Source organism: Microbacterium sp. NPDC056003 (genome assembly GCF_042274785.1).
Classification (GTDB): domain Bacteria; phylum Actinomycetota; class Actinomycetes; order Actinomycetales; family Microbacteriaceae; genus Microbacterium.
Window position 1 is genome coordinate 594,456 of record NZ_JBHJXQ010000001.1, and the last position, 12,930, is coordinate 607,385.

11 protein-coding genes are annotated in these 12,930 nt (G+C 69.7%); 4 read left to right on the plus strand and 7 right to left on the minus strand.

Annotated elements, in window-relative coordinates:
- Positions 1 to 21 precede the first annotated feature (21 nt).
- The 6 genes from ACFC1W_RS02795 to ACFC1W_RS02820 all read right to left on the minus strand — a co-directional run bounded on the left by ACFC1W_RS02795 (position 22) and on the right by ACFC1W_RS02820 (position 6,486).
- On the minus strand, positions 22 to 801 hold the full coding sequence (locus ACFC1W_RS02795; RefSeq protein WP_375988407.1) for a glucosamine-6-phosphate deaminase: 780 nt from the start codon (positions 799 to 801) through the stop codon (positions 22 to 24).
- Positions 794 to 1,720: an ROK family protein gene (locus tag ACFC1W_RS02800; protein ID WP_375988410.1), complete on the minus strand. Its 927-nt coding sequence runs from the start codon at positions 1,718 to 1,720 to the stop codon at positions 794 to 796. The genes ACFC1W_RS02795 and ACFC1W_RS02800 overlap by 8 nt, the downstream gene beginning before the upstream one ends.
- A 43-nt stretch (positions 1,721 to 1,763) precedes the next feature.
- Positions 1,764 to 2,735 (minus strand): carbohydrate ABC transporter permease, encoded by a 972-nt coding sequence (locus ACFC1W_RS02805; protein ID WP_375988413.1) that lies wholly within the window; start codon positions 2,733 to 2,735, stop codon positions 1,764 to 1,766.
- A complete protein-coding gene (locus ACFC1W_RS02810; RefSeq protein ID WP_375988416.1) occupies positions 2,732 to 3,706 on the minus strand; it encodes a carbohydrate ABC transporter permease in 975 nt (324 codons plus the stop codon). The genes ACFC1W_RS02805 and ACFC1W_RS02810 overlap by 4 nt, the downstream gene beginning before the upstream one ends.
- A 183-nt stretch (positions 3,707 to 3,889) precedes the next feature.
- Positions 3,890 to 5,179, minus strand: coding sequence for an extracellular solute-binding protein (locus ACFC1W_RS02815; RefSeq protein ID WP_375988419.1), 1,290 nt, complete (start codon positions 5,177 to 5,179; stop codon positions 3,890 to 3,892).
- A gap of 107 nt (positions 5,180 to 5,286) precedes the next feature.
- A complete protein-coding gene (locus ACFC1W_RS02820) occupies positions 5,287 to 6,486 on the minus strand; it encodes an ROK family protein (protein WP_375988422.1) in 1,200 nt (399 codons plus the stop codon).
- A gap of 143 nt (positions 6,487 to 6,629) precedes the next feature.
- Here ACFC1W_RS02820 and ACFC1W_RS02825 point away from each other — a divergent pair, with 143 nt between their 5' ends.
- Both ACFC1W_RS02825 and ACFC1W_RS02830 read left to right on the plus strand, forming a co-directional pair.
- Complete coding sequence (locus ACFC1W_RS02825; RefSeq protein WP_375988425.1) at positions 6,630 to 7,097, plus strand: hypothetical protein; 468 nt, start codon at positions 6,630 to 6,632, stop codon at positions 7,095 to 7,097.
- A gap of 102 nt (positions 7,098 to 7,199) precedes the next feature.
- Positions 7,200 to 8,927 carry a L,D-transpeptidase family protein gene (locus ACFC1W_RS02830; protein ID WP_375988427.1) on the plus strand — a complete coding sequence of 576 codons (1,728 nt, stop codon included), beginning with the start codon at positions 7,200 to 7,202 and terminating at the stop codon, positions 8,925 to 8,927.
- Positions 8,928 to 9,007: 80 nt separating this feature from the next.
- Here ACFC1W_RS02830 and ACFC1W_RS02835 read toward each other — a convergent pair whose 3' ends face one another.
- Positions 9,008 to 11,227, minus strand: coding sequence for an NADP-dependent isocitrate dehydrogenase (locus ACFC1W_RS02835; RefSeq protein WP_375988430.1), 2,220 nt, complete (start codon positions 11,225 to 11,227; stop codon positions 9,008 to 9,010).
- A gap of 142 nt (positions 11,228 to 11,369) precedes the next feature.
- Here ACFC1W_RS02835 and ACFC1W_RS02840 point away from each other — a divergent pair, with 142 nt between their 5' ends.
- Both ACFC1W_RS02840 and ACFC1W_RS02845 read left to right on the plus strand, forming a co-directional pair.
- Positions 11,370 to 11,822 (plus strand): GNAT family N-acetyltransferase, encoded by a 453-nt coding sequence (locus ACFC1W_RS02840; protein WP_241112870.1) that lies wholly within the window; start codon positions 11,370 to 11,372, stop codon positions 11,820 to 11,822.
- Positions 11,823 to 12,002: 180 nt separating this feature from the next.
- On the plus strand, positions 12,003 to 12,926 hold the full coding sequence (locus tag ACFC1W_RS02845) for an N-acetylglucosamine kinase (RefSeq protein ID WP_375988433.1): 924 nt from the start codon (positions 12,003 to 12,005) through the stop codon (positions 12,924 to 12,926).
- The last annotated feature ends 4 nt before the right edge of the window (positions 12,927 to 12,930 follow it).

A 12,930-nucleotide genomic window follows, 5' to 3' on the forward strand; every position in this document is an offset into this window, starting at 1 on the left:
CCCGGCGATCGCTGCGGCCGGTCAGAGACCCTGCCACGCGGGCTTGTTGGCGTACGCGTAGCGGTAGTAATCGGCGTGTGCGAGACGCGAAGCCGCGGCCTCGTCGACGAGGACCGTGGCGTGCGGGTGCAGCTGGATCGCGGATCCGGGGAGGGATGCCGTCACCGCGCCTTCGACCGCACCGGCGACGGCCTCAGCCTTGCCCTCGCCGAACGCGAGCAGCACGAGGTGACGCGCGCGCATGATCGTGCCGAGTCCCTGGGTGATGCAGTGCCGGGGGACGTCGTCGACGCTGTCGAAGAACCGCGCGTTGTCTTCGCGCGTCTGTTCGGTGAGCGTCTTCACCCGCGTGAGCGACGCGAACGACGAGCCCGGCTCGTTGAAGCCGATGTGGCCGTCGGTGCCGATGCCGAGGATCTGAAGGTCCACCCCGCCCGCCTCGGTGATCGCACGCTCGTAGTCGTCGCCGGCGTGCTCGATGCCGTCGAGCGACCCGTCCGGCACGCGCACGAGAGCCGGGTCGAGGCCGAGCGGCTCGACGACTTCGCGCGAGATCACCGAGCGGTAGCTCTCGGGGTGGGCGGGATCGAGACCGACGTACTCGTCGAGGGCGAAGCCGCGCACCCGCGAGACGTCGAGTCCGGCGACACGCGGGCGCAGCGCCTCGTACACGGGGAGCGGCGTGGACCCCGTGGCGAGCCCCAGCACCGTGCGCGGGTTCGCACGGATGAGGCGCACGATCTCGTCGGCGGCGATCGCGCCGGCCTCAGCCGGGTCTCGGACGATGATGATCTCAGCCACGCGTGAGAGCTCCCTCCGGGTCGCGGGTGGCACCGACGAGCGCAGCGCCGAGTGCGGCGGCGGGCGAGCCGGCAGGAAGCAGCTCGACGCGCTCCTGGAGGCGCAGCGAGCGCATGAATGGGGATGCCTCGGCACTGGCTGCGAGCTCGGCCGCGACATCCGCCATCAGCCGCGGGCCGAGAGCCGTGACCCCGCCGCCGAGGACGACGGCGTCGACATCGGCGGTGAGCACGAGCACCCGCACGGCCGCCGCCACGCCCCGCGCCAGTCCGGCACGAAGCTCGCGCGCCCGAGCATCTCCGGCGTCGGCGGCGTCGAACACATCGCGCACGGGCAGTGCCGCGGCGTGCCCCCAGCGCTCGGCGATCGCGCCGCCGCCGGCGAGCGCTTCGATGCAGCCGCGCTGACCGCAGCGGCAGAGCGGCCCGTTCGGGTCGACCGAGATGTGGCCGACCTCGCCTGCCGTGCCGCGCGCGCCGCGCCACAGCACGCCCTCGCTGACGATGCCCGCCGCGATGCCGGTGCCGAGGTTGAGGTAGCCCATCGACCCCGAGCCGCCGTGCAGTGCGAAGGCCCCGAGTGCGGCGGCCTTGACGTCGTTCTCGACGCCGACCGGCACACCCAGGCGGGACTGGGTGGCTGCGACGAGGTCGAGCTCCTCGACGCCGAGGTTCACGGCGTGCACGACGCGTCCGGTGCCCGGCTCGATCTGACCCGGGATGCCGATGCCGACGGAGCGGATCGCGGAGACATCCACGCCCGCCTCGCGCCCCAGGGTGCTCACGGCGTCGAGGACGGTGCCGGTGACGGCATCCGGTCCCCATCCCGTCGCAAGGCGGATGCGACCCACGATCGCGCCCGAGTCGTCGACCGCGACCGCGTCGGTCTTCGTTCCGCCGACGTCGAGCCCGACCTTCATCGCACCGTCTCCCCGCGGGAGAGGGTGTGGTTCACGGCGCGCATCAGCCCTTGACCGCCCCCGACACGAGACCGCCGGTCATGCGGCCCTGCACGATGAGGAAGAAGATGACGACCGGGATCGCGATCATCGTCGAGCCCGCCATCACTGCGCCCCAGTTGACGGCGCCGCCGACCGAGGACGACTGGAAGGCGTTGAGCCAGGGCATCAGCGTCAGGTTGTAGCCCCGCAGGAACAGGAGGGCCATGGTGAACTCGTTCCACGCCTGGATGAAGGCGAAGATGCCGGTGGCGACCAGCCCCGGGGCGAGCAGCGGGAAGGTGACCTTCCAGAACGCCTGCGACTTGGTGCACCCGTCGATCATCGCCGCCTCCTCGAGGTCGGCCGGAACGCCCGCGACGAAGCCGCGCAGAGTCCAGATGGTGAAGGGCACGACCATGGCGACATAGACGATCCCCAGGCCCAGCAGCGTGTTCATCAGGCGCCAGTCGTCGATCATGCCGTAGATCGTGAACATCATCGCCTCGCCGGGGATCATCTGCACCACGAGCACGGCGACGATGAACGTCCAGCGGCCGCGGAACGTGAAGCGGGCGAGCGCGATCGACGCGAGGAAAGCGAACAGCAGGGTGACCACGAGGACGCCTGCCGTGATCGTGAGGGTCGTCGGCAGGGCGTGGGCGAAGTCGGTCTGCCCAGGGGCGGCCTCGCGGCCCCACGCCGAGCGGTAATTGCTGAACGTGAAGTCGAAGGGGAACAGACTCGGGTTGCGGCTGATGATCTTCGAGTTCGGCGTGAACGAGAGGTTCACCATGTAGTACACGGGGAAAACCGACATCACGAAGACGATGAGAGCCGCGATGTTGAGGAACGTCCGTGTGACGACGCGCTTCGGCGACGGCCGCCGCGCGTCGATCGAGCCGCGCCTCGGCGTCTTCGCGCTTCCGACCTCCCCGAGCACCTCGTCGACGCCGACGGTGCTGAGCTGAGTGCCGGTGCTGACCTGGGTGCTCACAGTTCCTCCTCCTTGAGGGTGGTGCGCACGTATCCCCACGAGAGGACGAGCAGCAGGACGACCATGACGACGCCGATCGCGGCGGTGAATGCGACCTCGCCGGGACCCTGACGGAACAGGTAGGTGCCGAGCACGTTGGTCTCGCGAGCGATGCCGCCTCGGCTCTGCAGCGCGTACACCTGGGTGAAGATGCGCAGATTCCAGATGATCTGCAGCACGAGCACCACGGTCAGCACGCTGCGCAGGTACGGGAACACGATGTTCCAGAAGCGCTTCCAACCGTTCGCGCCGTCGAGCGACGAGGCCTCGAGCACCTCGGCGGGCACCTGGCCGAGGCCCGCGTACGTCGTGAAGGCGACGAACGGCACACCCTGCCACACCACGATGATCGTGAGGACGAAGAAGAACGAGAACGGGTTGAGCAGCCAGGGGTGGTTGGTCCAGTCGTCGGTTCCCGTGATCGTGTTCAGCGCCCAGTTGACCAGTCCGTACTGGGTGTCGAAGATCCACCCCCACACGACCGTCGCCGTCAACGGAGGCATGGCCCAGGCGAGCAGGAGTCCGACGGACACGACGATCCGCCACGCACGGCTGAGGCGGGTCATCAGGACGGCGATGAGGACGCCGAACACCATGATGAAGACGGTCATGACGACCATGAGCGCCAGGCTGCGGATGAGCACGACGGGGAAGTCCGACTGCGTGAACAGGTCGAGGTAGTTCTCGAAGCCGACGAAGTTCGGCATCGTGCCCTGCACCTTGTTGCGCACGGTGTAGTCGGTGAACGACTGGATGACCATGAGCACGGCCGGGTAGGCGACCATCACGCCGAGGATGATCAGGGAGGGGGCGAGCAGCGTCCAGGCGCTGCGCGCATCGCGTCGCGCGCGTGCCTTCTCCCGTGAGACGGGCGGGCGAGAGCCGGTGCGCCGCTCATCGGCGGGACGGACCGCGGTGGCGGTGTCGCTCATGTCGTCTCCTCTCTGTGGGGTATGCGTCCGGGCACGACGAGGTGACCGGCGGAGCGGGATGTGTGCGGAGAGGACCGCTCTCCGGGTCAGGCGCAGGTCCGCGACCTGAGTCTGGCCGAGTGCTCGGTCCGGGTGAAGGGGTCCCGGCCCGGTCGGAACCGGGACCCCTCACCTCCGGGGGACTTACTTGTTGAGGATGTCCTCGATCTGCGTGTCGAGTTCGTCGGCCACGGTCTGGACGTCCTCACCCTGCGCGATGCGCACGAGCGCGTCGGGGATGATCAGCGCAGCCTCGACCTCGCCCCAGTTCGGGCTCGCCGGGGTGAACTGCGAGTTCGCCAGCGCCTCGGCCTGCGCCTTGGCGGAGTCCGTGTCGGGCAGCGCCGACGCGGCGGAGATGATGCCCGGAACGAGGCCCTGCTCGGCGAGCAGCTCCTGGTAGCCGGTGGAGAGCATGATCTCGAGAGCGGCCTTGGCCTTGGTCTGCGCGTCGCTCTTGAACGCGATGGCCACGTTCGACCCGCCGGCGAAGATCGGGGCGGTCTCGCCCTCTTCGAGGCCCGGGAGCGCGAACGCGCCGAGGTCCTTGGCGTAGGTGTCGGGGCATCCGTTGGACACCTCTTCGCCCGCGGCCTCGTCACCCCACGGCCAGGCGCCCGTCAGGTTGCCCTCCGCCCACGCCGGCGTCGACAGGAAGCCGACCTCGCCCGCGCAGAAGGCGATGTTGCCGAGACGCTCGTTGCCGTCGACCGGGGCGACCGTGGCGTTCTCGTAGACGTCCTGCAGCATCTCGAGGCCCTTGACGCTCTCGGGGCTGCCGAACTGGGCGTCCCACTCGTCGCCGTCCTGAACGGCGATCTCGCCGCCGTTGGCCCAGATGTAGGGAAGCGCGTTGTACCAGTCGCGGCCCGGAGCGTAGATGCCCGAGACGGTCGTGGTGGTCAGCTCCGCGCCCTTCTCGACGTACTCCTCGAGCGTGGCCGGGAGGGTGTCACCGACGATCTGCGGGGTGTAGAAGACGACGCGGCCCCCGGCGTAGTACGGCGCGGCCCACAGCGATTCGTCGTAGGTGCCGGCCTCGACGAGACCCGGCAGCAGGTCGTCGCCGCCCAGGGCGTCCTTCATGTCGGTGATGTCGAGGAACAGGCCCTTGTCGGCGAAGCCGATCGCCTGCGTGTTGCCGACCTCGACGACATCGGGAGCGTCATTGGACGACAGCGCCGCCTCGTACGTGTCGGAGACGTCGGCCCAGGTCTTCTCCTCAATGGTGAGGGTCCAGCCGTCGTTCTCCTCCTCGAAGGTCTCCTTGAGGTAGTCGCGGGCCGTCTGCGGCGTGTCGGTGCCGACCAGCCACACGGTCAGGTCGCCGGTCGCGGCCTCGCTGGGGGCAGCAGCGCCGCCGCCGCCCGCGCATCCGGCCAGAACGACAGCCGAAGCGCCGACGAGCGCGAGGGCTCCGAGCTTCTTGTTCATGGTGTCTTCCTTTGGTTCTCTTGGTGGTGATGACGGGCCGGGTGACCCATCCAGGGGGGTTTGGTTGTGGGGCTCCGGAGTCGAACCCCGGCAGCGCAGCCTTTGCGCTAGGAGACCCCGAGTTGTCCTGACAGGACCATGACGGCCGCGCCGCGCAGGACGATGTCCTGACCTTGCTCCGTCATCCGCACGCGGACGCTGTCGTGGACGTGCGCCAGCGTTCGGGTGCGCAGGGTCTCGACGGTCGCTTCCGCGAGGGGTCCGTCGAGAAGTTCGATGGGGCCGGAGAGCACGATCTCCGACAGGTCGAGCACGCCGACCACGGGTGCGAGGGCGATGCCGAGACGCTCCCCCGCGTCGCGGAGGATGCCTTCGCGATCTTCGGGAGCGGATGCCGCGGCCAGCCGCGACGACAGCGAGGGGACCGACAGCCAGGCCTCCAGGCACCCGACCTTGCCGCAGCCGCAGACCGGGCCGCCGTCGGTGCCGACGGTGACGTGACCGATCTCGCCTGCGGCGAAGCGTCCGCCGCGCATGGGCTGACCGCCGGCCAGGAGGCCGGAGCCGACACCGCGTCCGACCTTGACGAGCAGCACGTCGTCGCCCGCCCCTCCGAAGGTGTACTCGGCGAGGACCGCGGCGTTCGCGTCGTTGGCGACGAGCACCGGCAGTCCGAGCGCGTCCTGGAGGGCGCCCTCGAGGTCGAAGCCCGCCCAGCCGAAGTTCGGGGCGGTGAGGATGACGCCGCGATCGTCGACGACACCGGGGGTGCCGACGCCGATGCCGAGGACCGGAGCGTGCGACTCGGCGACGAGCACGCGTGCGAGCTCGACGACCGTCGACACGACGTCGTCGGCCGGCGGCAGTGCGACCTCGCGGCGGAACACGATGTCGCCGTCGAGGGTGAGGACGGCGCCGATGACGGTGTCGCTCCCCGACAGGTCGATACCGACGATGCGGTGCCCGTCGCGGTCGAGGTCGACGAGGATCGCCGGCTTGCCCGGGCCCGACGCCTCCCGCACGCCCATCTCGGCGACGAACCCGTCGGCGATGAGCTCGGCGACGAGGTCAGAGATCGTCACGCGGGTGAGGCCCGTCTCCCGGGAGAGGTCGGCACGACTCATGGCGCCCTGGTGGAAGAGGGTCTGCAGCACGAGCGACCGGTTGTGGCCCCGGGCGTGCTCGGGGAGCACTTTGCCGCCCTGGCGCAGGGCCCGGTGCGAGCCGAAGCCGCGCCCGGCGGCGTTTCCTGAAGGGTGCGGCGACTCGAGAGTGGAAGAGCCGCGCTGCACTTCCGATGAAGACATGTTTGTTAGTAGACCTTACGAACAAACAATCCGCAACCCTCGACAACGGATTTGGGCGGCGTGTTTACAAAACTGTTACACCCGCGGCCGGATTCGGCTGGGCTTCGATGTGCGCTCGGGATGCCGTCACCTACAGTGGGACGATGCGTACGACGCCCCTCTCCCACCGCTTCGCCGCGCTCACGGTCGCAGCCGTCGCCCTCCTCGGTCTCACGGGTTGCACCGGACCCACGGGTGCAACGGGCTCCCCTGCTCCCTCGGACCGCCCCGACGGCGGGACCCAGACGACGGCTGAGGCCTGCGATCTCGTGAACGACATCATGACCGACGCCTCGGCGGAGTTCGAGAACATGGACCCGAACGACCCCGACGCCGTCGTCGAGGCCATGGACGCCGCTGTGCAGAGCCTCGCCGACGCGTCCGACCAGGTGACAAACGAGGACGTCAAGGCGATCCTGCCCGACCTGCAGTCGATGTTCGGCCAGGTGGCCGACCTCATGTCGGCGATCGTCGAGGGCGACACCTCGAAGGTCGGCGAGCTCGAGGAGCTCGGTGAAGGCTTCCAGGAGACCGGTGCCCGCTTCCAGGAGCTGTGCACACCGACGGAGTGACCTCCCGTCACACCGAGCCACCGTGACCAGGTCGTTGCCCGCGCGCACGGGCGCGTCATTTACCATGGGGGCAACGTTGCTCACAAACCGGGGGGTGAAGACGTGACGGATCTGGCGACCAAGTCAGGGGCCGAAGACGCGCAGGCTGACGACAGCGCGGTCATCGACGACGCCGCGCTCACCGACGCCGACACGGACGAGGTCGAGGCGGACGCCGCCGATCTGGCCGAGGCCGACTCCGATGCGGAATCGGTCACCGAGACCGAAGCCGACGCCGACGAGACCGGTGACCTCGCCGACGTCGAAGAGCCCGCCGCTGACGAACGGCTCGTCGCCACGACCGATGTCGCCCCTGAGGCAGACGCGCCCACCGAGGTCGTCTCCCCCGTCGCCGACGACGCGCCCGCCACCTCCGCCCCGGCCGGCGCCGGGCCGGCCACCCCGGCGTATGCGTGGGCGCCGGCGGAACCCGCCCCCAGGAAGAGCCGCAAGCCACTGTGGATCGGCCTCGGCGCCGGCGCCGCCGTCGTCGCGTTCGCGGTCGCCTCCGTCACCCTCATCGCACCCGGCACGTCGGTGGCCGGAGTCCAGATCGGTCTCCTCCCGTCTGCCCTCGCGGCCGACATGGTCAACCAGCGTCTCGCCGACACCACCATCGTCCTCGTGGGCGAGGGCGGCGAGGCAGAAGTGACCGGCGCCGACCTCGGCGCTTCGGTCGACGCGAGCAGCCTCGTCGCCGAGGCGTTCGCCGCCAACCCGCTGTGGAACGTCACCGCGTGGTTCCCGGAATCGATCGACGCGCCCGTCCGCATCGACGACGAGACCGCCACGTCCGCCCTGCGTGCCGCCGCCCCCGAGCTCTACACCGAGCCGGTCGACGCGACCCTCGCCTACGACGCCACGTCGGTGGCGTACGTGACGACGCCCGCCGAGCCCGGCACGGGCGTCGACATCGCCGCCCTGCGCGCCACGCTGCAGGACGCCTTCGAAGCCGGTGAGACCCGCGTCGAGTTCGAGGCCGTCTCGGCACCCGTTCAGGCGACCACCCCGACGTACGTCGCCGAAGGCGCCGCGGCTCGCCTCAACGGCATCCTCTCCACCGCGGGTTTCTACGTCGGCAGCGAGCGCACGGTGCCCGTCGCCCGTGAGGTCGCCGCCTCGTGGCTCACGGTGACGCCCGGGGAGCGCGGTACGTTCGAGATCTCGGCCGACGCCGCCGCGATCGAAGAGATCGTCGCCGGCCTGCCCGCGCAGGTCGACCGCGCAGCGGTGGACGCCACCGTCATCACCAACTCCGCCGGAGACGTGCTCCGCGAGCTCTCGGAGGGCGTCACCGGCCGCACGCTCGGCGACACCTCGTCGATCGCCGACGACTTCGCCGCCCAGCTCGCCTCCGGGAGCGGCGCGTACGAACTGCCCGTCACCGAGACCGAGTTCAAGACCACGTCGCTCGAGCGTCGCGTCGAGGTCGATCTGAGCGCGCAGACGACCTATCTCTACGAGAACGACAAGATCATCGGCACCTACACGATCTCTTCGGGCATGAACGCCACCCCGACGCCGACCGGGCACTTCACCGTGAACGCGTACACGCGCATCCAGGACATGGGCGCGCTGTGCTACAACCCCGAGGCGGTCAACAGCTACTGCACCGAGGATGTGCCCTGGATCACGTGGTTCGCCCCCGACATCGCCTTCCACGGCGCCTCGGCGTTCCGCTCGGCGCTGGGATTCCAGCAGAGCCACGGCTGCGTGAACATGTGGGATGCCGACGCGAAGTTCATCTACGACTGGACGGTCACGGGCACCGAGGTGTGGGTGCACGCCTGATCACGCGCGGTCCGACTGCGACCGGGAAAGAGAAGAGCGGATGCCTCGTGCCGAGGCATCCGCTCTTCTGTTCGTCGTGATCAGCCCAGCGCGTCGACGATCTCGTTGAACGTCTTCGACGGGCGCATGACCGACTCGACCAGCGCGGTGTCGGGACGGTAGTAGCCGCCGATGTCGGCGGGCGATCCCTGCACGGCGATCAGCTCGGCGACGATGTCGTCCTCCCGGGCCGCGAGCGCCTCGGCGACCGGCGCGAAGGCCGCGGCGAGGGCGGCGTCGGCCTGCTGCGACGCGAGCTCCTGAGCCCAGTACAGGGTCAGGTAGAAGTGGCTGCCGCGGTTGTCGATCGTGCCCAGGGCACGGCCCGGCGACTTGTCGTTCTCGAGGAACGTGCCGGTGGCGGCGTCGAGCGTGTCGGCGAGGACCTGCGCGCGAACGTTGCCGGTCGTGGTCGCGAGGTGCTCGAGCGAGGCGGCGAGCGCGAAGAACTCGCCGAGCGAGTCCCACCGCAGGTAGTTCTCCTCGAGCAGCTGCTGCACGTGCTTGGGCGCAGAGCCACCCGCACCCGTCTCGAACAGCCCGCCCCCGGCGAGCAGCGGGACGATCGAGAGCATCTTGGCGCTCGTGCCGACCTCCAGGATCGGGAAGAGGTCGGTCAGGTAGTCGCGCAGCACGTTGCCCGTGACCGAGATGGTGTCTTCGCCTTTGCGCAGGCGGTCGAGCGAGTACTGCGTCGCCGCCGCGGGAGCGAGGATCTCGATCGTGAGGCCGTCGGTGTCGTGGTCGGCGAGGTACGCGTTGACCTTCGCGATGAGGGCGGCGTCGTGCGAGCGGGTCTCATCGAGCCAGAACACGGCGGGAGCGCCGGTCGCGCGGGCGCGCGTGACAGCGAGCTTCACCCAGTCGCGCACCGCGATGTCCTTCGTCTGCGTGGCACGCCAGATGTCGCCCGCCTCGACGTCGTGCTCGATCAGCACCTCGCCGGCGCTGTCGACCACCTGCACCACGCCGGGCGCCGCGATCTCGAACGTCTTGTCGTGGCTGCCGTACTCCTCGGCCGCCTGCGCCATGAGCCCGACGTTCGGGACCGTGCCGATCCGGGCGGGGTCGAGCGGTCCGTGAGCGATGACGTCCTCGATCACCGTCTGGTAGACGCCGGCGTAGGACGAGTCGGGGATGACCGCGAGAGTGTCGGCTTCGCCGCCGTCGACGCCCCACAGCTTGCCGCCGTTGCGGATGAGGGCGGGCATCGACGCGTCGACGATGACGTCGGACGGCACGTGGAGGTTCGTGATTCCCTTGTCGGAGTTGACGTACGAGAGGCGGGGGCCGCGCTCGAGGTCGGCCTGGATGGCGGCCGCGATGGCGTCGCCGCCCTCGACCGACGGGAGACCGGCGAGAATGGCGCCGAGGCCGTCGTTGGGGGTGAGGCCGGCCTCGGCGATCTTGTCGCCGTACGTCGCGAACACATCGGCGAAGAAGGCCTTGACGACGTGCCCGAAGATGATCGGGTCGCTGACCTTCATCATCGTGGCCTTGAGGTGCACCGAGTAGAGCACGTCATCGGCCTTCGCGGCGGCGAGCGTCTCGGCGAGGAAGGCGTCGAGCGCAGCGGCCGAGAGGAAGGTGGCGTCGATGATCTCGCCCGGAAGCACCTTGAGGCCGCTCTTCAGCTCGGTGGTGGCGCCGTCGGCGGCGACGTGCCGAATCGACAGCACGTCGTCGGCGAGGATGACCGTCGACTTCTCGTTCGACTTGAAGTCGTCGTGTCCGAGCGTGGCGACACGCGTCTTCGAGCCTTCCGAGAACGCCTTGTTGCGGTGGGGATGCTTGCGCGCGTAGTTCTTCACCGACAGCGGAGCACGGCGGTCGCTGTTGCCCTCGCGGAGCACGGGGTTGACGGCGGAGCCCTTGATGCGGTCGTAGCGCGCGCGGACGTCCTTCTCCTCGACGGTCTCGGGCTCGTCGGGGTAGTCGGGGATGTCGTAGCCCTGCGACTGCAGCTCGGCGATGGCCGCCTTGAGCTGCGGGATCGAGGCCGAGATGTTCGGCAGCTTGATGATGTTCGCCTCGGGAAGCGTCGCGAGTCCGCCCAGTTCGGCCAGCGCGTCACCCACCTGCTGCTCGGTCGTCAGCTTCTGCGGGAAGGCGGCGAGCACGCGTCCTGCGAGCGAGATGTCGCGGATCTCGACATCCACCCCCGCCTGGCTCGTGACGGCCTTCACAATCGGCAGGAACGAGGCTGTGGCCAGCGCCGGCGCCTCGTCGGTGTAGGTGTAGATGATGGTCGAATCGGTCACCGGGTTCGTCTCCGTTCAGTGGTCTTTCCAGACTATCGCAAGGGCAAAGTATCTCGACATCGAGATACTTCGCCGGGTGAAGCGCGCGTGAACAGGACCATTCGACGATGCCTGGCCGCGTCATCCGGGCTAGCCTGTGCGTATGGCTGATCTGCGACTCGTCGAACTTTCCGCCGCCACGATCGTGGCGGTCAACAATCTGTCGCTCAAGCCCGGTCAGGAACAGTTCCTCGCGCCCGTCAGCTACGGCATCGCCGCCACCGTGGTGAACCCCCAGACGACGTGGCAGCGCGTCGTGCTGGACGGCGACGAGGTCGTCGCCTTCGTCAGCGCGAACTTCGACCCCGACTCCCCCGTCGAGCACTTCCGATCCGTGCTGTGGCGCATCAATGTCGATGCCGACGATCAGGGTCGCGGTGTCGGGCGCTTCGCCGTCGAGCAGCTCCTCGAAGAGGCGCGCAACCGGGGGCTGGACCGCGTGGCCGTCATCTACGAGGCCGGAGAAGGCGGACCCGAAGCATTCTTCCAGCGTGTGGGCTTCACTCCCGTCGGCGAGACCGAGTACGGTGAAGTGATCGCAGAGATCCGTCTCTGACCGACCCTCGCGCTCTACCCGAATACCGCAGCAGCGACACAGCCCGTCCGGGCTCCTGAGACCGGCGGCGGGGCCTCGAGTACCCCTCCCCCTTCGAGGCTCCGTCGCCTTCAGCCCCGCTCCTTCGCACGGCCGCTCGGCCGCTAGGGTGATCGAGGATCCCGCGACGGAAGGGACGCAGTGACGGCGAGGACTGTGCTGGCGATCGATGCCGGGCAGACGGGCATGAAGCTCAGGCTCCGGACCGGCTCGACGATCGAGGACGCGCTGCTGCCCGGCATCCGCACGCACGAGCCGCTGCTGCCCCAGCTCGCCGGTGCCGTGCGATACGCGGTCGAGCGATGGCAGCCCGGCGCACAGCTCGTCGTGGCCGCCGGCGTCTCGGGACTCACTTCCAGGGAAGCGGATGCCGCCTCCCTGCGGTCGCTCGTCGCCGCGGCCGGCGCCGGAGAGGTGCTGCTCGCCCACGACTCCACGACGTCGTACCTCGGCGCGATGGGTCCGGGCCGCGGCGCGGTCGTGGCGGCCGGGACCGGAGTCGTCACGCTGGCCGTGGGCGCCGACCGCGTCGCTCGGGTCGACGGCTGGGGCCACGTGATGGGCGATGCCGGCAGCGGGTACTGGATCGGGCGTGAGGCCCTCGACGCCGTCATGCGCGCGTACGACGGCCGCGGCCCCGCGACCGCGCTGCGCGACGTCGCCGCGGCGCGGTGGCCCGACCTGTCGGAGGCGTACATCGACCTGCAGTCGTCAGCCGATCGGGTGAGCACCGTGGCCTCGTTCGCCGCGTCGACGGCGCAGCTCGCCGACCGGGGGGACGCGGTGTCGCAGGACATCCTGCGACGTGCGGGGCGTGAACTGGCGCGCAGCGTGTCCACCGCACTCCACCGCGTCGGCGACATCCACCAGCCCGCGGTGTGCGCGATCGGCGGCGTGTTCGGCTCCTCGCTGCTGCGCGCCGCCTTCGAGGACAGCCTGCGCGCCGTGCAACACGATGCACGGTTCGTCGCGCCCCTCGGGCAGGGCATCGACGGGGCGCTCTCCCTCGCCGACCTCGAGCCGCGGCATCCGCTCGCCTCTTTCATCTCGTCCGCAGGTCACTGAGACG

Excerpts from the sequence above, each read along its gene's own strand:
- ACFC1W_RS02800 (WP_375988410.1), bottom strand. The coding sequence starts at position 1,720 with ATGAAGGTCGGGCTCGACGTCGGCGGAACGAAGACCGACGCGGTCGCG.
- ACFC1W_RS02810 (WP_375988416.1), bottom strand. The coding sequence starts at position 3,706 with ATGAGCGACACCGCCACCGCGGTCCGTCCCGCCGATGAGCGGCGCACC.
- ACFC1W_RS02815 (WP_375988419.1), bottom strand. The coding sequence starts at position 5,179 with ATGAACAAGAAGCTCGGAGCCCTCGCGCTCGTCGGCGCTTCGGCTGTC.
- ACFC1W_RS02820 (WP_375988422.1), bottom strand. The coding sequence starts at position 6,486 with ATGTCTTCATCGGAAGTGCAGCGCGGCTCTTCCACTCTCGAGTCGCCG.
- ACFC1W_RS02825 (WP_375988425.1), top strand. The coding sequence starts at position 6,630 with ATGCGTACGACGCCCCTCTCCCACCGCTTCGCCGCGCTCACGGTCGCA.
- ACFC1W_RS02840 (WP_241112870.1), top strand. The coding sequence starts at position 11,370 with ATGGCTGATCTGCGACTCGTCGAACTTTCCGCCGCCACGATCGTGGCG.